Source organism: Methylobacterium aerolatum (assembly GCF_022179085.1).
GTDB lineage: Bacteria > Pseudomonadota > Alphaproteobacteria > Rhizobiales > Beijerinckiaceae > Methylobacterium > Methylobacterium aerolatum.
In genome coordinates, this window is sequence record NZ_BPQE01000025.1 from 25,568 (window position 1) to 44,542 (window position 18,975).

The 18,975-nt window shown below is 70.6% G+C and carries 19 protein-coding genes and 1 tRNA gene; 10 read left to right on the forward strand and 10 right to left on the reverse strand.

Going from position 1 to position 18,975, the window contains the following annotated elements; translation table 11 throughout:
• Positions 1 to 33: 33 nt before the first annotated feature.
• Positions 34 to 4,083: a phage tail tape measure protein gene (locus MFF06_RS16940; protein ID WP_238206067.1), complete on the forward strand. Its 4,050-nt coding sequence runs from the start codon at positions 34 to 36 to the stop codon at positions 4,081 to 4,083.
• Between the two features lie 55 nt (positions 4,084 to 4,138).
• Here the strand turns inward: MFF06_RS16940 and MFF06_RS16945 are convergent, their stop codons facing one another.
• Entirely contained in the window at positions 4,139 to 4,354 is a 216-nt protein-coding gene (locus MFF06_RS16945; protein WP_238206069.1) for a hypothetical protein, read from the reverse strand.
• Positions 4,355 to 4,628: 274 nt separating this feature from the next.
• Positions 4,629 to 4,964, reverse strand: coding sequence for a helix-turn-helix transcriptional regulator (locus MFF06_RS16950; RefSeq protein WP_238206071.1), 336 nt, complete (start codon positions 4,962 to 4,964; stop codon positions 4,629 to 4,631).
• Positions 4,965 to 5,197: 233 nt separating this feature from the next.
• On the opposite strand from MFF06_RS16950, the gene MFF06_RS16955 reads away from it, so the two are divergent.
• The 7 genes from MFF06_RS16955 to MFF06_RS16985 all read left to right on the forward strand — a co-directional run bounded on the left by MFF06_RS16955 (position 5,198) and on the right by MFF06_RS16985 (position 8,612).
• Positions 5,198 to 5,455, forward strand: a complete 258-nt coding sequence (locus MFF06_RS16955) for a hypothetical protein (protein ID WP_238206072.1) — start codon at positions 5,198 to 5,200, stop codon at positions 5,453 to 5,455.
• A gap of 230 nt (positions 5,456 to 5,685) precedes the next feature.
• Positions 5,686 to 6,414: a helix-turn-helix domain-containing protein gene (locus MFF06_RS16960; RefSeq protein WP_238206074.1), complete on the forward strand. Its 729-nt coding sequence runs from the start codon at positions 5,686 to 5,688 to the stop codon at positions 6,412 to 6,414.
• Between the two features lie 340 nt (positions 6,415 to 6,754).
• Positions 6,755 to 6,940: a hypothetical protein gene (locus tag MFF06_RS16965; protein WP_238206076.1), complete on the forward strand. Its 186-nt coding sequence runs from the start codon at positions 6,755 to 6,757 to the stop codon at positions 6,938 to 6,940.
• Between the two features lie 217 nt (positions 6,941 to 7,157).
• Positions 7,158 to 7,406: a hypothetical protein gene (locus tag MFF06_RS16970; RefSeq protein ID WP_238206078.1), complete on the forward strand. Its 249-nt coding sequence runs from the start codon at positions 7,158 to 7,160 to the stop codon at positions 7,404 to 7,406.
• Positions 7,403 to 7,855, forward strand: a complete 453-nt coding sequence (locus MFF06_RS16975) for a hypothetical protein (RefSeq protein ID WP_238206080.1) — start codon at positions 7,403 to 7,405, stop codon at positions 7,853 to 7,855. The genes MFF06_RS16970 and MFF06_RS16975 overlap by 4 nt, the downstream gene beginning before the upstream one ends.
• Positions 7,856 to 7,896: 41 nt before the next feature.
• Complete coding sequence (locus MFF06_RS16980) at positions 7,897 to 8,292, forward strand: hypothetical protein (RefSeq protein ID WP_238206082.1); 396 nt, start codon at positions 7,897 to 7,899, stop codon at positions 8,290 to 8,292.
• Positions 8,289 to 8,612, forward strand: a complete 324-nt coding sequence (locus MFF06_RS16985) for a hypothetical protein (RefSeq protein ID WP_238206085.1) — start codon at positions 8,289 to 8,291, stop codon at positions 8,610 to 8,612. The genes MFF06_RS16980 and MFF06_RS16985 overlap by 4 nt, the downstream gene beginning before the upstream one ends.
• Before the next feature lie 267 nt (positions 8,613 to 8,879).
• On the opposite strand, the gene MFF06_RS16990 is transcribed toward MFF06_RS16985, so the two are convergent.
• The 8 genes from MFF06_RS16990 to MFF06_RS17025 all read right to left on the reverse strand — a co-directional run bounded on the left by MFF06_RS16990 (position 8,880) and on the right by MFF06_RS17025 (position 16,766).
• A tRNA-Thr gene (locus tag MFF06_RS16990) sits at positions 8,880 to 8,954 on the reverse strand.
• Between the two features lie 118 nt (positions 8,955 to 9,072).
• Complete coding sequence (locus MFF06_RS16995) at positions 9,073 to 9,570, reverse strand: NUDIX hydrolase (RefSeq protein ID WP_283207286.1); 498 nt, start codon at positions 9,568 to 9,570, stop codon at positions 9,073 to 9,075.
• Positions 9,571 to 9,870: 300 nt separating this feature from the next.
• Positions 9,871 to 11,487 (reverse strand): heme biosynthesis protein HemY, encoded by a 1,617-nt coding sequence (locus MFF06_RS17000; protein WP_238206087.1) that lies wholly within the window; start codon positions 11,485 to 11,487, stop codon positions 9,871 to 9,873.
• A gap of 120 nt (positions 11,488 to 11,607) precedes the next feature.
• On the reverse strand, positions 11,608 to 13,938 hold the full coding sequence (locus MFF06_RS17005; RefSeq protein ID WP_238206089.1) for a COG4223 family protein: 2,331 nt from the start codon (positions 13,936 to 13,938) through the stop codon (positions 11,608 to 11,610).
• Positions 13,939 to 14,054: 116 nt separating this feature from the next.
• Positions 14,055 to 14,747, reverse strand: a complete 693-nt coding sequence (locus MFF06_RS17010) for a uroporphyrinogen-III synthase (protein WP_238206090.1) — start codon at positions 14,745 to 14,747, stop codon at positions 14,055 to 14,057.
• 6 nt (positions 14,748 to 14,753) lie between these two features.
• Positions 14,754 to 15,632, reverse strand: a complete 879-nt coding sequence (locus MFF06_RS17015) for an aldose 1-epimerase family protein (RefSeq protein ID WP_238206091.1) — start codon at positions 15,630 to 15,632, stop codon at positions 14,754 to 14,756.
• Between the two features lie 61 nt (positions 15,633 to 15,693).
• Positions 15,694 to 15,969 (reverse strand): hypothetical protein, encoded by a 276-nt coding sequence (locus tag MFF06_RS17020; RefSeq protein ID WP_306421669.1) that lies wholly within the window; start codon positions 15,967 to 15,969, stop codon positions 15,694 to 15,696.
• Positions 15,970 to 16,100: 131 nt separating this feature from the next.
• Positions 16,101 to 16,766 carry a DNA-binding protein gene (locus MFF06_RS17025; RefSeq protein ID WP_238206092.1) on the reverse strand — a complete coding sequence of 222 codons (666 nt, stop codon included), beginning with the start codon at positions 16,764 to 16,766 and terminating at the stop codon, positions 16,101 to 16,103.
• Between the two features lie 140 nt (positions 16,767 to 16,906).
• Here MFF06_RS17025 and MFF06_RS17030 point away from each other — a divergent pair, with 140 nt between their 5' ends.
• Positions 16,907 to 17,572 carry a response regulator gene (locus MFF06_RS17030; RefSeq protein WP_238206093.1) on the forward strand — a complete coding sequence of 222 codons (666 nt, stop codon included), beginning with the start codon at positions 16,907 to 16,909 and terminating at the stop codon, positions 17,570 to 17,572.
• Positions 17,572 to 18,906, forward strand: a complete 1,335-nt coding sequence (locus MFF06_RS17035; RefSeq protein ID WP_238206094.1) for an ATP-binding protein — start codon at positions 17,572 to 17,574, stop codon at positions 18,904 to 18,906. Before MFF06_RS17030 ends, MFF06_RS17035 begins: the two co-directional genes overlap by 1 nt.
• Positions 18,907 to 18,975 lie beyond the last annotated feature (69 nt).

The window sequence follows — 18,975 nt, forward strand, 5'->3', positions numbered from 1 at the left end:
CAATCCGGCGACTACAAGCCGGAGGGAACAACAATGTCAGAGACCACAGAACTCAAAGCAGTCGTGTCCGTCGAGGATCGCGGCTCCACCAAGCTCCGGCAGATCGGCAAGGAACTCGACGCCCTCACCGCCAAGATGCGGGCCGCCGCCGAGGCGATGACCGGCAAGATGTCCGGTTTCGGTGCCGACATCGCCAAAGGCCAGGACCGCGCCAACGATGCAGTCCGGCGGGGTCTCGGCCTCCAGGCTCAGGCCGAACGCCATCGTGCCGGAACCGCCAAGGCGCAGCGCGACGACGCCAACGCCCTCGACAGCGCGACCGTCCGGTCCTTCAAAATGCAAATGAGGATGCAGCGGGAGCAGGCCCGCGAGGCCGCCGTCTCCGACCGCGCCCGCGAGACCGCCGCCCGTGCGCAGGCCCGTGAGGCTGAACGCGCCTCCCGCGCCGTCGAGGCCGCCGCCATCCGCCGGGCCCGCGTCGAGGCCAACGAGACCCGCCGCCGGGACCGTGAGGCCCGCGCCGCCGACCGCGACCGGGAGCGCGCCGAGATCCGGCAGGCCAGGGACAATGAGGCCGCCGCCCGCCGGGCCATCGGCCTCGACAACTACCGCTTCAACCTCCGGGAGCGGTATCGTCGCCAGGAAGCCGCCGAGACTGAGAAGCACCACCGGGACACCATCCGGCAGGGCCGTGAGGCGTGGAGCCGGGGCCGGGACGGGATGATGGGCGTCGCCCGCCCCGCCGCCGCTGTCGCCGCTGTAGGCGTGGGCGGTGCCGTCGCCGCGACCCGTCGCGTCCTGCGGGCCGAGACCGACCTCGACAGCGCCGAGATCGGCACCCGGCAGTATGGCGGTCTCGACGCCAAGAGCGCCCGCGATCTCCGGGACCAGTGGGCCGCCCCCACCGCCGAGGCGCTTGGCGTCCCCGCCTCAAAGCTCATGGAGTCGTGGACCGACGCGACCAAGCTCGGCATCCCGGCCAAGGATGCGAAGGGCTTTGCCGAACTCGCGACCAAGACGAGCGAGGCGTGGGGCGTGCCGTTCCAGACGGTGGTGGACACCCTCGGCACGATGAACACCCTGTTGACCGCCAAGGGAGAGGCGTTCGACCTCGGGAAGCTCACCAGTGCCGCCAACGCGATGCAGCACCTCGCGGCCAAGCAATCCACGACCCCCGAGAAGCTTATCAGCTTCCTCGCGCGCGGCGCGGGCGGTGGCGATCTCCTCGGGATGAGCATGGAGGGGACGGTCGCGTTCGGCTCGGCCTCGACCTCCCTCGGCAACCAGGCCGGGGCGTCCGGCTCCCTCCTCGACTACATCGCCGGTCGCGTGATCGAGATGCCGAAGCTCACCCACCAGAAGGGGAGGGAGGGCGACCAAGCCCGGCAGTTGATGCGATCCCTCGGCTACGGCACGGGCGAGAACATGGAGCGCATTCGGAGGGCCGATCCCGACGCCTTCCTCCCGGACCTGTTCGAGCGGTTCAACAAGATCCAGGACCCGAAGAAACGCAACGAGGCCATCCGGTTTTTCACCGGCCGGGAATGGCTTGGTGAGTTCGGGCGCATGGTCAACGGCCCCGAGACCTACCGCGAGGCTCAGAAGCTCGCCAAGGAGTCCAAGTCGCTTGACGCCATCGGGGAGGTTTGGACCCTCCACAAGCTCAAGCTCACCTTCGTGGCCAAGCAGTTCGGCGCGGGATGGATGAACATCCTCGGCGAGTTCGGCAAGGTGATCTCGCCTATGGCGCGCGAGGCCGGTGATTTCTTCCTCGAATGGACCGGCAAGCTCCGGCAGGGTGGCCTCCGCGACCGGTTCAAGGCGTTGCTGGATGGCCTCCTCGAAGGCCTCGGGGTGAAGTCCCTGCCGGACCTCCTCAGGAACCTCTTCGGTGATCCGAAGGACGCCACGGGCGGCAACGTCGAGGCCTGGAAGGCCGCCGCGAAGGGCTTTGGGGAGGGCATCCGCGATGTCGTCGGATCGATCCTCGGCGTCGCCAAGATGTTCACCGGGGGCGACTCCAACCCGGAAAAGCTCGGCCGTCTCACGGCTCAGGTTCTCGGGTTCGGCATGGCCTTGGTGGTCATCGCCCCGTTCGTCTCGGTGATCGGCGCCATGGGATCGGCCCTCCTCGGTCTCGCTTTCGCGGCGGGGGCGGCTTGGAAGGTGATGAAGGGCCTCGGCGTCGTCGGTGGCGCGGCTGGTGCCGGAGTGGGCGCTGGCGCAGCCGGTGCCGCCGCTGGTGCGGTCGGTGCGAAGGGCGGCAAGCTCGCCGCTTTGGGCCGACTGTTCGGGCTCTACGGTCTCGCGGACGCCGCCAACGAGTACGGCGCCCTGAAGGCCCCCGACACGTCGAAGGGCATCGGCCAGGCCCTGGTGGAGGCCCTGGACCCCGGCCTTGCCTCCCGGATCTACGGCGACGGTGGTGGGGCGGAAGCCAAGCCCCCATCGAACCCGATGGCCGACCTTGAGGACATCAGGAAGTCTTTGGCCGCTCGCGACCCGGAGCTTGCACGCAAGCTCTTCCCCAATGGGGCGGTGGTCCAGCCCCAGAGTCTCACCGATGGCGATTGGCGCGGTTTGATCCAGCCCGCCAACCTCTCCGGTGATGTCGGCGGGGCCCGCGAGTGGCGGGAGCACGGCCAGGACCTCGGTGACGGCTTCCTCGACCGGGCCCGGCGGGGTCTCGGTGTCCGGGACGGCGCCCCGGATCGCACCTCGGTAGCGGTGGACGATCTCCGGCGGGAGATGAACAGGCTCGGCAACCGGACCCGGCTCGGTGGCCTCGACCCGGCACTCACGGGCGCGGCGGCCTCGGCATTCGGCGGCGGATCGGGCGGCTACGGCTCGGGCTCACCGATCGATCCCAACGACCCGGCGCAGAAGTACGGCAAGAGATACTTCACCGTCCCCGGCGGGATTGGCAGTGGTCCCGGCACCGCCGCCCGTGGCGCCCTCGCGGCCAACCAGCAAGAGGCGTTCAAGGCCGCCCGTGAGGCCGGTCTATCCGAGACGGCGGCCCGTGCCCTCGTCGCGAACATGTCGGGCGAGTCCCTGGCGAACCCTCGGGACCACCACTGGGACCGCACCCACATGTCCCAAGGCATCGTCCAGTGGGACCCCCAGCGGGCCGAGAGGATCAGGGCGCAGTTCGGCAAGCTCCCGAAGGACATGACGGTCTCGGAACAGACCCGCGCCGCCATTTGGGAGATGAAGACCAGGCCGGAATACGCCCCCACCTGGCGCGCCCTACAGGGCAACGACCCCGGCGAGATGATCGGCGCCCTGGTGCGCAACTATGAGCGCCCGGCGGACAAGGAACGCGCGATCCGCGAGCGGTTCGGCCACTACCGTGGGTTCACCCCGAATGGGGCGGGCGGCACGGTCGCAGGCCGGGAGCAGTTCGAGGGCCTTCGGCTCAAGTCCTTTGAGGCCATCGCGGGCGGCGCCGTGGCGCAGGGCGTGACCGACCTCGCCCGGCAGGCGCAGGACGATCTCCCCGGCGGCGTTGCGCGGTTCACGGCCTTCAACGACCGCTATCACCAGGGCACCGGATCGAAGCACGCCGCAGGGCTGGCCTTCGACACGGTGTTGAAGGATGCGAGCCGGTCGCAGGAAGCCGCCACTGCCATGCGGGCGAAGCTCGCGGCGGCCGGGCTCGACGCCAGCCAGTACCGGGTCATAGACGAGTACCTGAACCCGTCCTCCCGCTCGACGGGGGGCCACATCCACACGCAGTTCAACACGGCCGAGGCGGCGCAACGGTATCACGACTACCTCGGCGCCTCCGGTGCCCTGGCCGAGAAGGCGAAGGCGGGGCGCGGCAAGTCCGTGATTGCGGAGGATGATGCGGCCCCACCCTCAGAGGCGGCGCGGGCCATGATCCGCAAGGTTCCGGCTCCCCCGCCCCGTCCTGCGGGGATCGGTGGCGGTAGCGGTGGCGCGGCCGGTAGCAGCTTCCACATCCACCAGACCATCCACGGCTACGACAAGTCGCCCGCCGAGATCGCGGCGATGAGCCAGCGGCACATCTCCGAGACTTGGGAACACCAGGCCAACGACATGATGCCGGAGACAGTCTGAGCAACAAAAAAGGCGGCGGGGTTATCCTCGCCGCCTTCCTGATACTGGCTGGGCATTAGGAGCGCCGGACCAAGAACTTCACCACCACCCGGTCGAACCAGAACAGCGCGACCGTGACGAGCGACTGCCAGACGTACAGCCACTCGGCCCGCTTCGGGCCGTACTTGGCCGTCCAGCGGTCCCGCCCCTCCTCAAGCTCGATGATCCGGTGATCCACTTCGCCAGGCGGCAAAAGCCAGTCGAGGATAGCTCCCTTTTTTACCTCAGACATCATCGATAATCTGATACGCCATCCTTTTCTATATTTATGCATCATCATAAAAAACGATATATAGGTGAATGAATTAAATATCATTGCGGAAGGAATTATGTAATAATCATCAACTCCGCGATTTATTATCGTAAATGTTCCCAAACCTATCAAAGACAAGTATAATATTACTAGTATATTCGTGCATAGGACGTATTTTGCTTGATAAAATGCGAATATTTGCCTGAACATTGCGATACAAAGTGCCTGTATGGGCGAAATGTTGGATCGCATATTATGCTACTCCTTCCGCAATGCCCGGCCCGTAGGAACCATTCCCTGGTTGTTGAGCAGCTAGGCTGATCCTGGTTGCCTCGTTCAGGGCCAGCACCCCGTCTGCGGTGATCGTATAGAGGCGAGGCGCTCGGCCTCCCCTCCGCGCTTCCGGCTCGCCCTTCTCCCATTTCACGAACCGCTTGGCGTCGAGGCGGTCCAAGGTGGTGAAGACGGCCCCGAAGGACTGCTCCTTTCCGATGATGCGGGTGAGCTCGGCCTGGATCTCGTTCGCGCGGCAGTCGGGTCCGAGTTGCCGTACCGCGCGCAGGACCATTTCGTGGAATTTCGCCAGCATGATGAGGCATCTCCGTTTCTTATACGTTGTAGAGTAAATCAGCGGAGCCCGTCGTCAAGCCCCTCCCACCGGAGCCTTCGACCATCTCGCCACGGAGCAGCACGGCGGCGGTTTGGGCCCCCATGCCTCCGGTGATCGACCGCCCCTTGAATTCTTCCGGTTACGGCACGGGCTTTGTAGTGCCGCCTGAACTTCTCACGTCTCGGTTTCGTAACCAGAGAAGAGATCAAGACGTGGCACTCACCAACGCGGAAAAGCAGTCCCGACATCGGGAGAGGATCAAAGGGCGCCTCACCTTGGCCGCTCTCGTGGAAGCCTTCCAAGCGCGGGTTCGGCAACAGGTTGTAGAGGCCGGAGAGGACCCAGCCTCACCAGCGGCCAGGGGCGAGGCCTTTGCCCGGATGATGGCGCATCCGGATGGCCGGGCTGTCGTGATGACCTTCCTCGACAAGGCGGTGGGGTGCGAGGAGGAGGAAGTCGTGGCGGCGTAGTCCTGTAACTTCTCCCACCAATCACCCTAAAAAGAGCAAATTAAATCGGAAAAAGCGGACAGGCTTCACCGTACATCGGCAATCATCCATGCCGAACAACGGGATAGCACCGCTAAATTTCAAGAAATTAAAGGGGCAGATCCGATCCGAAAAGCGGATGCCCGCCACCCCTCAAACAAAAAGCCCCGACCTCCGTGGACGGAGACCGGGGCAAGGACAAGTTCAGACAAATGAAAGATGGTAACGACCCCCCGAAACGCCAAGAGACGGGCGCAGAAATCCACGCCAGGAAAATGGATTTTCTGCGTGCCCTCAGGTTTGACAAGGCCTTGCCGATCTCGGCCAAGATCGTGGCCGATGCACTGCTAGACCACTTCAACAAGGCCGAGGGCACTTCTCGCCCCCCGGTGGAATTGATCGCCTACGCCACGAGGATGGGCGAGAAGACAGTCCGGCGCTCCCTGAGTGCGCTCGTGAAGGCAGGGTGGTTCACCCGCAAGGCTCGGAAGGTGAAAGGCCGGGTGGCCGCCAACGCCTACGTCCCCGTCTGGTCTCGCACCCTCGCGCTTCCCGACATGACGGCCGCATGGCGGGCGCAATCCGACGCCCCGCAGGATGAGACTGACGACGCCCCGCAGGACCTGGTTGTCGTTCCGGCCTTGGAGCCTGAGCCCGTGAGGCCTGCACCTGTTCAGGCAGCGGTCCCAGATCGAGGCGTGCAGCGAGCCGCCCCCGTCGCGACCGAGACCATCGAACTCGACACCGTGAGGGGCATGTTCCTCACCAGTGGGCACTTCGTGGACCCGGAAACCGTCGCCTACGTGATCGACAAGCTCGGGGACCGTCTGGCGGTCGGCTTCATGCGCGATCTCCCCCGGCAGTTGCGTGATCGCACCCCCGATGAGGTGCCTGCGGTAGTTCGCTCACAGGTCGCGGATTGGCTGAACCCCCCATTCTGAGGGTGGTCATTTTGACCACCCTGAACAGGGTTCAGCATGGTTTTAGGGTGGTCATTTTGACCCCCCTGAGGGTGGTCATTTTGACCGGCTGAGGGTGGTCATTTTGACCCCCTAACCCTTTAAGATAACCCCGTACCTCAACCCGGTAGATGTCGGTGAAGGTGTAAAGGTAGTGCATCGCGCGTGAGGCCTTGGTCCGTGATGGTCGGATGGAAGGTGATCCAGACGACGAGCTTGGACCGCTGTCGATGTCCCTGTCGGCTTCGCCTCCGACGACGACCACCATGCCGGATGATGAGGTGGTCGAGGCCTTCCTACAGCCCTTGGAGAGCGACGACCTGTGCTGATCAACATCCTCTTCATCGCTTGGCTCGCAGCCTGTGGCGCCTTCGTGATCTACAGGCTCTTCCTCGGCGCCCGCCACACGGCGCGGACGATCAACAAATTCCCGTCCCCTTGGGTCGGTTGGTACTGGATCGCGACCCTGGTGTTCTGCGGTCTCTTGGCCGTCTTCCTGCGCCGCTGAGATGAAACATGAGCCGCAACATGCCGGACTCAAGTCCTTCCGGCATGTAGACGTGTCTACGCATGTAAAGGTGTTTGAGAGTATTGTTGACACCGTAGACCGAAAGTGCTACTGTTCCGGCACAATGCGTTTATCACGTTCGATGGTGAACGTGCCTCTGTCCCGCTGAACTGCCGGACATCTTAGCGCCGCCTACCCCCACCACTCAGGACCATCAATGACCACGACCACGCCAGACGTGGGCGGGGGGCGTACCGTCGCGTTCGTCGCGTCGGACACCCTCGCCCGCGCGATTGATCGCGTCGCGACGCGCAACCGCGAAACCCGCTCCGATCTCATCCGGCGCCTTGTCGGGGACGGCCTCGTCTCCCTCGGCCAACTGAGGCCGGACGCCCCACGCTCCAACCTCGACGCCCGCCGGAAGCGCGCCGAGACCGCCCTCCGTCGAGCGGAGGCCGCCCGATGAGTGCCAGTCACGTCGAGTTTGCCGGGGCGATCCAGGCCATGGCGACCGGTCTCGGCCGAGCCGCCGACCCCGCCGCCGTGCAGCGGATGAACCTCGTCGCGCAATCCCTTGCGGAGATCGATCCCGAGACCGGCCGCATCGCCATCCGCCACGCCCCGGATCGCGTCGAGCCGTTCGACGAGTGGATGCGTCGGGAAGTCGGCCGGTGGCCCGCTCCCGTCCCCGAGGCTCCCGCGACCACCGCCGGAACCGGCTGGACCGGAAAGACCGCCGCCGCCGCGCAACTCGTCGCCTCGACCCGCGCACGGGATGCCGCCGACGCCCGCGCTCATGCTCAGGCCCTCGCCAGTGGGCCCAATCCATTCCGCTCCGGCGGCAACCTCACACACCGGGCGATCATCTCGCACCACCTGCCGGAAGTCGCGGCGCAACTGAAAGCACAGGCATAGTCATGGTCAAAAAGGGATGGTTGCAGCGCGCGAAAAACCACTTGGACAAGCGCGAGGCGAAAGCCGAACTAGCAAACGATGCGGAATACCAGGCCAAGAAAGCCGCCCGGCAAGCGCACCTCGACGCGCAAGCCGAGGCCGCCCGCATCGAACGGGAGGATGCCCTACAGGCCCGGCAGGGTCCGGCGGCAGCGGTCGCCCGCGTCATGGCCGAGCGCCTAGGTGACGTTGCCGGGGACGTGCTCACCGTACTGGCGAAGGCTGACGGCCGCGCTACCGTGGTGGCCGCCCTTGAGGCCGAGGTGGCTCGGCAGGCTCAGGCCCGCGATGCCGCCGCCCGCGCGGATCGCGCGGCGTCGCTGGCCGCTGTGAACGCCGCCACCACCGAACGGGCCCGCGCCCGGCAGGTCAAAACGAAGCGCCGGGCCGCCGCATGACCCTCCCCTCACACTGCCCCAAGCTCGTCAATGTCGGCCGCCAGCACTTTGACGACGACGCCTTGGACGGGCCGGTTGGAGTCCGTCTCCGAGACCTCCCCGGCGGGCCGGTGACGGCCATGGTGGTGGTGATCGCCAAAACCGTGCGGTGGGACCCGGCCGACGGACTAGTGACGCCGGACTTCGGCGGGTTCATCGCCTCGGCCGGAACCGCGTTCGAGGCGCCAAACGCCAGCGACCTCCGCACGGTAGCCGCGATGCCCGGCGCAGCGGTGGACGTGTTCCTCCTCGCCCCTGCCGAGGCGGACAAAGCCACATAAGGGTCCGCTGAGTCCAAAAAACGAGTCACCAGCGGCGATGGGCCAATTTTCGGGAGCGTAGCGGCTCAAAACGGCTCATAGCCGCCAGCGGGCTCCTCTGGCCATTACAGGGCCATCCCGTTCACGGTGTGTTCTGACTGCCCCACCGGGATCCTGCCCGCTGCTCAATCACGAACGCGTGATCAAATCAGCTTGGGATCTGCAACCCCATTGCAACCCAGGATCAAATCTTGGGTTGCAGTATGTGAGCTAAGTCGTTGAATTTGCTGGTGCTGCGAGAGAGGATTGAACTCTCGACCTCTTCATTACCAATGAAGTGCTCTACCACTGAGCTACCGCAGCATCCGGCACCCCCTCGGGAGTGCGGGGCGATGGAGGCCCGGTTGGGGGCGTGTCCGTCGCGCGAGAGGGGCCATAACGGATCGACGCCGGCTTGGCAACGGGCGATCCGCGTTCCCGGTCAGGGTTCCTGGGCCGGGTCGATCGCGCCGGGGCGCTGGAGGGCGGCCCGGATGATCGCGGCGAGGCCCGGCTCCTTGACGGACTCGGAGGCCTCCAGGGGCGTGAACCACCGCAGCTCGCGCTGGCTCTCCTCGGGGAAGTGCTTCACTTGCTTGCGCACCCGTAAGGGGAACACCTTCACCTGGCACGTCACCGCGTCCAGGTTCTTCAGGCGCTTCTCGTACAGGTAGTAGCCGATCGGCCGCTTGCCGACGACGCCGCGCAGGCCCGCCTCCTCGTAGGCCTCCTGGGCCGCCGCCTCGAAGGGCTTGCGGCCCTTCATCGGCCAGCCCTTCGGAATGACCCAGCGGCGGCTCTCCCGCGACGTGACCAGCAGGACCTTGACCGCGCCGTCGCGCCCGCGCCGGATCGGCAGCACGCCGACCTGACGCCGGGGCTCGTCCCCGTCGTCGGGATGGAGTTCTGGCGGGGGGGCGCGGCGCGGCGCGGCCGGGATGCCCGCCTTCAGCGCGGCCTTGTGACCGCCCTTCGGAGCGGCCTTCGCCACGCGCTTGGCGCCGTCCTTGGGACTACCCTTCGGACCGCCCTTGGAAGCTGGCTTGGGAGCTGCCTTGGACCCCACCTTGGGACCAGACTTGAGGTCAGCCTTGGAACCGCTCTTCGGTTCGTTCTTGGCACGATGGGCGACGATGGCTCACTCCCTACCCGCCCACCCGGCCGGCAGAGCGTCCGCCCCGGGGAGGGGCGGACGGTAGCGGGGACGATGACGCGTTGTCTAGAAGTGGCGACGTTTGGGTCAGGGTACAAGTTTCACCGACCGCGGCGCTGTCTCGCGGGGCGGCGCGCCGAGCGCCACGGGGCCCTCCGGGACCGGGAGGGCCGCCGCCGCCATGCCCGCCGAAACGGGGTCCGGGGCCGAGGTGTCGCCCTTCGCAGTCGCTCCTGCCGTCACCGGCTTGAGGTCGGCCGGTTTGACCCCGACGAGCTTCGGCTCGGCCGGCACGGGGGCGCCGGCTGCGATCTCGACGGGCTTGAGCCCCATGGGGTCCGGGCCGGCCTGAGCCCGCGCCGGGACGAGAGCGGGGGTCTCCAGCGGTTCGGCGGGCTCCGGCTCGGGGGATACGCCGATGGCGCTCGGCGGCGCCTGCCACACGAAGGCGTCGAGCTGTCCCGTCAGCGGCGAGACCGGCTCCCAGGTCTCCGAGGCGACGCCGTCGGCGATCCAGATCGGGTCGCGCGGGGCGCGGGCGGCCCGGGCGAACCATTCCCGCGTCCGGCCGGATTGCGCGCCGTGCTCGGCCTCCTCGATGGCCGCCATCGTCAGGCAGGTGCGCGCCGTCGGGCGGTCGGCCAGCAGGGGTTGCAGCGCCTCACGGGCGCGGGCGAACTCGCGGGCGTCCAGCGCCGCCTGGGCGACGGCGAGACGCGCCTCGGGGTCCCAAGCCGAGAGCTTGGCGAGGGTCTCGGCGCGGGTGAGGCGGTCGCGGACGGAATCGCCGGTGCGCAGGTTGAGGTAGACCTTGGCGAGATCGGGATGCGGATTGATCCGCCACGCCCCCTCGACGGCCCGGGCGGCCTTCTTGAGGTCGCCGCGGCGGGCGAGCAGCCGTCCGGCGAGGCAGGCGGCGGGGACGAGGCCGGGCGCGAGCTTGATCGCCTCCAGCGCCCGGGTGGTGGCCGCCTCCGGCTCCCCGGCCTCGCGCTCCCGGGCGATGGCGGTGAGGAGGACGGCCCTCTGCCGCTTGGCCTGCGCCTTGTCGATGAGGCCGAGGGACGCGCGCCGCTCCACCGTCTCCAGGGCGGCCGCCCAGTCGGTGTCGGCGCAATGGGCCTCCAGCACCGCGTCGTTGGCCCAGGTCACGCTCGGCGCGAGGCGGGCCGCCTCGGTGGCGTAGGCGCGGGCCGCCTCCTCGTCCTCCCGGCGCCGGGCCTCCACGAAGAGGCCGCGCAGGCCGAGCACCCGCGTCTCGGAATCGTCGACCATGGCCCGGAACGCCTGCTCCGCGCCGTCGCGGTCCCCGGAGATCTGGGCGGCCTGGGCCTTGAGAAGCAGGGTCAGGGGCTCGGCGCCGAGCAGCCGCTCGGCGTCGTTGGCGTAGCGGCGGGCGGCCAGCGGATCGCCCGAGCCCACCGCGACCATGCCGCGCGAGAGGGCCGACAGGCCCTTGCTCCGGCGCCGCTCGGCCGAGCCGCGCACCAGCGCCTCGGGCAGGTTGATGACGCCGCGCAGGATCGCCCAGACGAGGCCGAGCACGATCGCGGCCGCGATCACCCCGACGATGGCGAGCGAGAGGCTGGTGCCGATCTGATAGCCGTTCCAGACCACCGTGACAGTGCCGGGCCTGTCGGCAATCCAGACCGCCCCGAAGGCGGCGACAGCCAGCAGCACGAGGTAGGCGAGGGCGCGCCACATTGCGTCAGTCTCTCCTGGCGACGGCCGGGACGCCGCCGCGGGTGCGGGATGGCGCGGGGCGGGAAGCCCCCCACGCCGACGGGGTCGGGCGGCCGGCCGCGGGGCGAGGCCGGCTGGCGATCATTGCGAGGGACCCGAGGCGGGCAGCGCCCCGAAGGCCGAGGCGGTGAGCGACCCGGCGGCCTGGGCCGCCTTAGCCCGCGCCGCCAGCGTCTTGCCGAAGTCGCCGGCCTGGGCCTTGGCCTCGGGCGGCAGGGCCTCGAAGGCCGAGGCGGCGGCGGCGAGGTCGCCCCGGTCGAGGGCCGCCTGCACGGCCTCCTCGGGCGCGGCTGCCGTCCCCTCGGCGGGGCTGCCGGCATCGACCTTGCGCACCTGGACGAGGCCGTCGGCCATGCTCAGGAGCTTCGTGCGGAAATCACCCGATTCCTGGGCCGACTTGGTCTTGGCCGCCTGCCGCGCCTGGGCGATGGAGGCCGCGATGCCCCGGAAGGTCCCGGCGAGCTGGCCGGCGGTCGGCGCACCCTTCTCCGCGAAGGGGGCCAGGGCCGACGCCTGATCCTGGGCCTGCGGATCGAGCTTGGTCAGGCTTGCCAGCGGCTCGGCATAGGGCGCGCCGCTCGCGAGCGCGGAGGCGATCCGGTCGGCCACCACCACCCGCAGGGCCGCCTGCACCGTCGCGGCGGGCGCCCGGTCGGCCAGCCCCTTGTCGAGGGCGGCGATCCTGTCGCCCTGTTCCGCGAGTTTGCGATCGACGGCCTTGGACGCCTCCGCCGCCTGGCTCTGGCTGGCCTCGGCCGCCTTGCGGCTCGCCTCGGAGGCCGCCTGCGCCGACTCGGTGGCGGATTTCACCCGCTCGTCGAGGGACTTCTGCAGGCCGTCGAGCCTCTGGCCGAGGGCCGTCACCGCCTCGGTGTTCTGCTGGGTTCGGGCCTGCACCTCGTCCTTCAGGGCGGCGATCTGCTTGGACGTCGCCTGGCTCGCCTCCTTGACGGCCTGAGTGGCCGCCTGAGTGGCGGCTTCCTTGGCGGCGTCGGCGCCGGCTCCGGCATTCCCGTTGCCCGCGTTGCCCTCCAGGGCCTTCAGCCGGGTGTCGAGTTCGGAGATCTGCCGGGCCGACTCCACCTGCGCGGCGCTGGTCCCGGTGGGTCCGCCCTCGCGGCCGGGCTCCTCCTGCAGGGCCGAGACCCGCTGGTCGAGGCTGTCGAGCCTGGCGGCGAGGTCCGCGGGCACCGCCGCCTGCGCGGCGCCTTGCCCGGCGCCGGCGGCCTTCTCGCTCGCCTGCTTGGCGCTCGCCTCGGCGGCGGCAACGCGGGAATCGAGGGTGGCGAGGGCGTCCTTGGGCGCCAGCGCGCCGATGCGCTTGTCGAGGACGGCGATCTGCTCGGTGACCTTCGGGTCGGAGGCGGCTCCCGGCCCGGCGCCGCCGACGATCCCGGCCTTCTCGACGGCGAAGAGCAGCCCGGCGCCGATCACGCCGCCCAGGAGGCCGGCCGCCGCGACGGAGCCGAAGCCCGCCCCGGATTTCCCGCCGGTCGTCGCGGGTGCGGCCTGGAGGCCCGGCGCGGCGGAGGCCGTGCCGGCCTTGCGCGTCTCGGAGCCGGGCGCCTGGGGTTTGGTGGGGTCGCTCTTGAACGCGTCGGACTTCAGGGCGTCCGGCTTGGACGCGTCGGACTTGCCCCCGCCCGTCGTCCCCGCCTGCTGGAGGGTGGCCGCGGCCGCGGGCCCACGCGCCGCCGCCGCCGCGGCGGGGCTCGTCCCGGCCGAGGGCACGGAGCCCGCAGGCTTGGACTGGCCGGGTGTGGTGGCGGCGGCCGGCGCGGGCGCCGGCTTGGCCGCGTCCTTCGCGGTCTCCTTGGACGCGTCCTTCGTCGGCGCGTCGGGGACGCGGGTGGCCTTGAGGTCGAGGATCGGCCCGGCGGTCACAGCCGCATTGCCGACGGGCCCGGCCGGGCCGCCGGGACGCGCGTCCGTGCCGGCACCTCTGGCTGCGTCGGGCTTGGTCGCGTCAGGCTTGCCTGTGTCGGGTTTGGCGCCGGTCGGCTCGACGCTGGATTTCAGCGGCTCGGCCTTCGGGGCGCCGGATCCGGCCGGGATGGACGAGGAGAGACCGGCCGGGCCGGAGGCGGCAGGCTTCGGCGGCTCCGCCTTCGCCCCGGCGGCGGTCGACAGGCTCGACGACACCGAGGGCCCCTGGCCTGCGATGGTCCCGGAGGTCGTCGTGGCGGGCTTCGCGGCCTCGCCGGGAGCCGCCGTCTTGGAGGCCGCAGACGACGCGGGCGTAACGGGGGCGCCGGAGGCGGGCTTCGCCGCGCCGTCCTTGCCGGGGAGGCCCGATCCTGCCTGGGCGCTGCGCGACGCGTCGGCCTTGTTCAGGTCGGGCTTATTCTGGTCGGGCTTGGCGCCGGTCGGCCCGGAGGTGGGCTTGTCTGCGTCGCTGGGCGCTGGCGTCACGGGCCAATCCTCCACTCTCGGCGTCTCGGCCGACGCGCCTGCGCGACGGCCCGTTTCCCTATCACCGCGCCGCCGTTTCCGGCGAGGGCGGCCTGATGCGTTTGGCGGTCCGCCGCTCATCGGGCAAGCCCGTCGAGCAACGCCGTCTCGCGCGGCTGTGCCGCGACGAAATGGACCCGGATGCCCGCCTGTTCCAGGGCTTCCGCGATATCGGCGGACAGGCAGTAATGTTCCAGCGCCCGGAAAGCTCCGCCATGCCCCGCCGCATCGCTGAGCGCGAGGGCGGTCGCGGCGCTGCGCCGGGAGAAGTGCAGCGCGGCGTCCAGGGCGCCCCGGCCCAGGGCGTCACCGGCCTCCCGGGGCAGGTGGGGCAGGGCCCGCGCGCCGTAGGCGACGTGGGTGACGAGGGCGAATCCCGCCTGCCCCAGGCTCGCCGCCGGCTCCGCCTTGCGATCCTCCCCGGCGACGTGGAGGAGCCTCGCGCCCGTCGGGAGCCGCGCGGCGACGAGGGCGGCGAGGCCGGCAGCGTCGCCCGGTCCCTCGATCACCGGCCCGAGCCCGGCGTCCCGGGCCGCGCCGGCCGTCCGCGCGCCGACGGCGAAGACCGGCACGCCCCGCAGGTCCGCCGCCACGGCGGGCGCGGCCTGGGCGCTGGTGAGGAGGATCCCGTCGAAGGGCCCCGCCGGTGGCGGCTCCGCGCGAGGGCGGATCGCCAGCACGGGCGCGAGGAGCGGCGCGTGGCCGCGCCCGGCCAGCGCCGCGCCCGTGCGCGTCGCCCCCGGCTCCGGCCGCGCCACCCAGACGCGCACGATGCCCTAGCCTTCCACGTCGAGGCGCACGCCGTGGCGCGCCTCCGCGCCGGGAGCCAGCAGGCGCTGCGACTCCCGCTCCCTCAGTTCACCCGCGAATCCCGCCCAGTCGGCATGGCCTGTCCAACATTCGAGGGAGAGGAAGGGCGCGGTCGGCTTGGTCCAGATGGCGAGGTGCGGGAAATCCTCCATCGCCATGCGGATCGCGCTCCCGCCCGGTCCGGTGAAGCGCATCATCCGGCTCTTCGCATCGCGCAGGACGAAGGCCTCGGTGAAGATCGCGGGGTCGAGGGGCAGGGTGGTGCCCTCCAGCGGCACCGGCTGCTCGTCGCGCAGGAGCAGGCCGCCCTCGCCGACCTTGGGTGCGAAAGGCCGCTCGGCCGCCTCGAACTCAACCGCGTAGCCGCCGTCCTTGCCCCGCTCGCCGCCCGCGAAGGGCCAGGGGAAGGCCGGGTGGAAGCCCAGGGCGTAAGGCAGGGGCTCCTCGCCGGGATTGGCCACCGTGACCGCGAGGTCGAGCCCCGCCGGGCGCAGGCGCGCCGCCACGTCGAGGCGGAAGGCGAAGGGATAGTGCTCGCGGGTCCGGGGGCCGTCGGTCAGGCGCAGCACCACCGCATCGGCGGAACGCTCGACGACCGTGAACGGCAGATCGCGGGCGAAGCCGTGCTGCCCCATCGGGTAGCGGCGCCCCGCCACCGTGACCGCGCCGCCCGCCGAGGCCCCGACCACCGGGAAGAGCCACGGGGCATGGCGGTTCCAGTGGGCCGGATCGCCGCTCCACAGGTACTCCCGGCCGCCGACGGTCCACGAGACCGGCTCCGCCCCGTGGGTGGAGAGGGACGCCGTGGTGCCGTCCTGCGCGATGAGGTCGATCCGCTCGCTCACGTCCTGCTCCCGGTCCTGCTCAGCTGCGGAGTTAACGGACCGGGAGGAGGGCGCAAGGGCTTCAGCCCACCTTCTTGAGAGAGCCGAGGTCGACCTCGCCGTTCTGGCTCGTGAAAGTGACCGACCCGCCATTGGCCTGGGCCACGCCGCCGATGCGGTGGTCGCCGCTGTCGTAGGTCGAGACGCTGCCGTCGCGCTCGACCAGAAGACGCTGCTTGTCGGGGAAGAAGGCGTATTTCATCCCGTTCTGCGCGCCGCTGGAGGCGGGGGATCCGAGATCCTCCGGCCACCAGGGCTCGGCGCCCTTCATCGGCTCCATGGGTTTCATGGGTTTCATGGGTTCCATCGGTTTCATGGGTTCCATGGGCTTCATCGGTTCCATGCCACGTCCTTCGTCTCGGGCTCCTGAGCGGAGGACGCGCCGGCCGGCGTTCGGTTGCACGCCGTCGCGCCGTTACGACCAGGACATCACGGCCGGGGCCGCTCGCGCACCTGCCCGTCGAAGCCGACATGCAGCGTGTGGTCCGTGCCGTCCTTGTCCCTGGCCGCCACCTCCAGGTGGCGCGGGCCGCGGCCGGTGACGCGCACGTCGTCGTAGCCCGCCGCCTTCACCGCGGCGGTCAGCGCCGGCACGTCGGGCGTGGGGGCGAGGCCGATCCGGTCCTTCGCCCAGTCAAGGCTGCCGAAGGGCGGTCCGCCCGCCGGGCCGAGGGTCTGGCTGCGCCCGTCGCCGTGGGTGAGGACCCGGGCGTGGAGGAAGCCGTTCTCGAAGCGGCCCTGCACGGTGACGGCCTCGCCCTTGGCGACGAGCCGGCCGCCCTCGCCCTCGCGGCCGGTCTCGACCAGGGCGCGCCCCGTCGGGTCCTGCACCACGAACTTGTTGCCGAAGATCTCGGCCACCTCGCCCTTGATCGCCGTCGCCCCCGAGGGCGCCAGCGCCTGGATCGCCACGGGCGCCAGCGGCGTCGTTGTCACCGTGCCGTTCCGGGCGAGCGACATCCCGACGGCGCCGAAGGCGAGGGGGAGGGCCAGCGCCCCGATCACCCAGGTCCGGGCGGGAATCCGCTTCGCGCCGCCCGGAGCGGGGGAGGGGACCTCCGTCGCGGTGCCCTCGATGGTCTTGTGGTCGGTCATGGTGTTCGCCTCTCGCTGCCGGACCCGGTCGGTCCGTTGGCGACGGGGTGTAGCCGCGGGGGGACGATGCTGACTGAACCACGCGGTTCAGCCCCGGTTAAACGGCCTGACCTACCCCCCTTCCCGAGGAGGACCCGCCCGTGAAGATCCTGCTGGTGGAGGACGATGCGGCGCTCGCCGCCGAGATCGACAGGGCGCTGCGCGCGGAGAACTTCGTCCTCGACCGGGCGGCGGACGGGGAGGATGCCCGCCACCTCGGCGAGACGGAGGGCTACGATGCCTGCGTCCTCGACCTCGGCCTGCCGAAGGGCGACGGCGTCTCGGTCCTCACCGCGTGGCGGGCGGCCGGGCGCACCCTGCCGGTGCTGGTTCTGACCGCGCGGGACGGGTGGAGCGACAAGGTCGCCGCCTTCAAGGCCGGGGCGGACGACTACCTCGTCAAGCCGGTGCGGGTGGAGGAACTGGTGATCCGCCTGCGCGCCCTGGTCCGGCGGACGCAGGGGCACGGGGCGAGCCGGATCGCCTGCGGCCCGCTGAGCTTCGATCCCGGCCTCGGGGCCTTCGAGCGCGACGGGCTGCCGATGCGCCTCACCGGCCTCGAATGGCGGGTGCTCTCCTGCCTGATGCTCAACAGGGATTCCGTCGTGCCGCGCACCTACCTGATCGAGCGCGTCTATGACGGCGACGCCGAGGTCGATTCGAACTCGGTGGAGGTGATCGTGGCGCGGCTGCGCAAGAAGATCGCCCCGGCGCGGATCGAGGCGGTGCGCGGCCACGGCTATCGCCTCACGGCGGAGCCCGCCTGATGCGCTCGCTCCGCGCCCGGCTGGTCGCCGCCGCCCTCGCCCTCGTGACGGTGGCCCTCCTCGCAGCCGGCCTCGCCATCGGCGTCATCCTCGCCCGGTTCGTGGGCCGGCAGATCGACGAGCGCCTCGACGCGCAGATCACGGCCCTGCGGGCGGGATGGGAGGCGGGCACGCTCGCCGCCCACCCCGACAGGTTCGACGGGCCGCCCTTCGACGGGCCGGGGCGCTGGGTCTGGGAAGTCCGCCGGGCCGACGGCACGGCGATCCGCTCGGCCTCGCTGGGGCCGCACGCCATCGCCCTCGACCGGCAATCCCCCGTCGGACGGCAGGAGGAGAAGGAGGAGCCGGATCGGCCCCGCCCGGCCGGGGGCCGCTCCCCCGACGGGGGCACCCTCATCTTGCGCGTCGCCGACCTGCCCGGCCCGGCCCCCGCCAGGATTCTCGTCGGCGCGCCGCAGGCCGCCCTCTACGGCCCGTTGCGCGGCGTGCTGGCGAGCCTCGCCGTGGCGCTCGGGCTGCTGGGCCTCGGCCTCGCCGCCGGGGCGGTGGCGCAGGTGCGCCTCGGCCTCGCCCCCCTGAGGCGGCTGAGCCGCGACCTCGCCGCAGTCCGGGCCGGAGAGCGGGCGCGGGTGCCCGGCCACCAGCCGAAGGAGGTCCGCCCCCTCGTCAAGGAACTCAACGCCCTGCTGGAGCAGAACGAGCGCAACCTGGAGCGGGCGCGGGGCCATGTCGCCAACCTCGCCCACGGCCTGAAGACGCCGCTGGCCACCCTCGCCATGGCCCTGCGCGCGCCCGGCCGCGACGCCGACGGCACCCTGGCTGCCCAGGTGGAGGACATGGACCGGCGGGTGCGCCACCACCTCCGCCGGGCGCGCACGGCGGCGCTGGAGGGGCCCGCCCGCACCCGCACGGCGCTGCTCCCGCGCCTCGCCGACCTCCGGGAGGTGCTGGCGCGGCTCCATGCCGAGCGGCGGCCCGCCATCACCCTCGCCGTGCCGGAGGGACTCGCCGTCGCCTGCGAGGGCCAGGACCTCGACGAGATGCTGGGCAACCTCCTCGACAACGCCTGCCGCTGGTGCCGGGGCGCCGTCCGCGCGTCCGCGACCCGGGCCGATGGGCTGGTGGCGATCCGCATCGAGGATGACGGGCCGGGCCTGCGGCCGGAGGAGGCGGGCGCCATGCTCGAACGGGGGCGCCGCCTGGACGAGGCCGTCCCCGGCGACGGCTTCGGCCTGCCGATCACCCTGGAACTCGCGGAACTCTACGGCGGCACGCTCACCCTCGGCCGCTCGGCGATGGGCGGCCTGTGCGCGACCCTCAGCCTGCCGGGGTGACACCCGGACCACGCCCCTTCGCCATTGCCTCGGCTCGGGCGCACCCTGACGCCGGGGAGGGCAGGGGTA

Excerpts from the sequence above, each read along its gene's own strand:
- MFF06_RS16940 (WP_238206067.1), top strand. The coding sequence starts at position 34 with ATGTCAGAGACCACAGAACTCAAAGCAGTCGTGTCCGTCGAGGATCGC.
- MFF06_RS16945 (WP_238206069.1), bottom strand. The coding sequence starts at position 4,354 with ATGTCTGAGGTAAAAAAGGGAGCTATCCTCGACTGGCTTTTGCCGCCT.
- MFF06_RS16950 (WP_238206071.1), bottom strand. The coding sequence starts at position 4,964 with ATGCTGGCGAAATTCCACGAAATGGTCCTGCGCGCGGTACGGCAACTC.
- MFF06_RS16960 (WP_238206074.1), top strand. The coding sequence starts at position 5,686 with ATGAAAGATGGTAACGACCCCCCGAAACGCCAAGAGACGGGCGCAGAA.
- MFF06_RS16970 (WP_238206078.1), top strand. The coding sequence starts at position 7,158 with ATGACCACGACCACGCCAGACGTGGGCGGGGGGCGTACCGTCGCGTTC.
- MFF06_RS16975 (WP_238206080.1), top strand. The coding sequence starts at position 7,403 with ATGAGTGCCAGTCACGTCGAGTTTGCCGGGGCGATCCAGGCCATGGCG.
- MFF06_RS16985 (WP_238206085.1), top strand. The coding sequence starts at position 8,289 with ATGACCCTCCCCTCACACTGCCCCAAGCTCGTCAATGTCGGCCGCCAG.
- MFF06_RS17000 (WP_238206087.1), bottom strand. The coding sequence starts at position 11,487 with ATGTGGCGCGCCCTCGCCTACCTCGTGCTGCTGGCTGTCGCCGCCTTC.
- MFF06_RS17020 (WP_306421669.1), bottom strand. The coding sequence starts at position 15,969 with ATGAAACCCATGAAACCCATGGAGCCGATGAAGGGCGCCGAGCCCTGG.
- MFF06_RS17025 (WP_238206092.1), bottom strand. The coding sequence starts at position 16,766 with ATGACCGACCACAAGACCATCGAGGGCACCGCGACGGAGGTCCCCTCC.
- MFF06_RS17035 (WP_238206094.1), top strand. The coding sequence starts at position 17,572 with ATGCGCTCGCTCCGCGCCCGGCTGGTCGCCGCCGCCCTCGCCCTCGTG.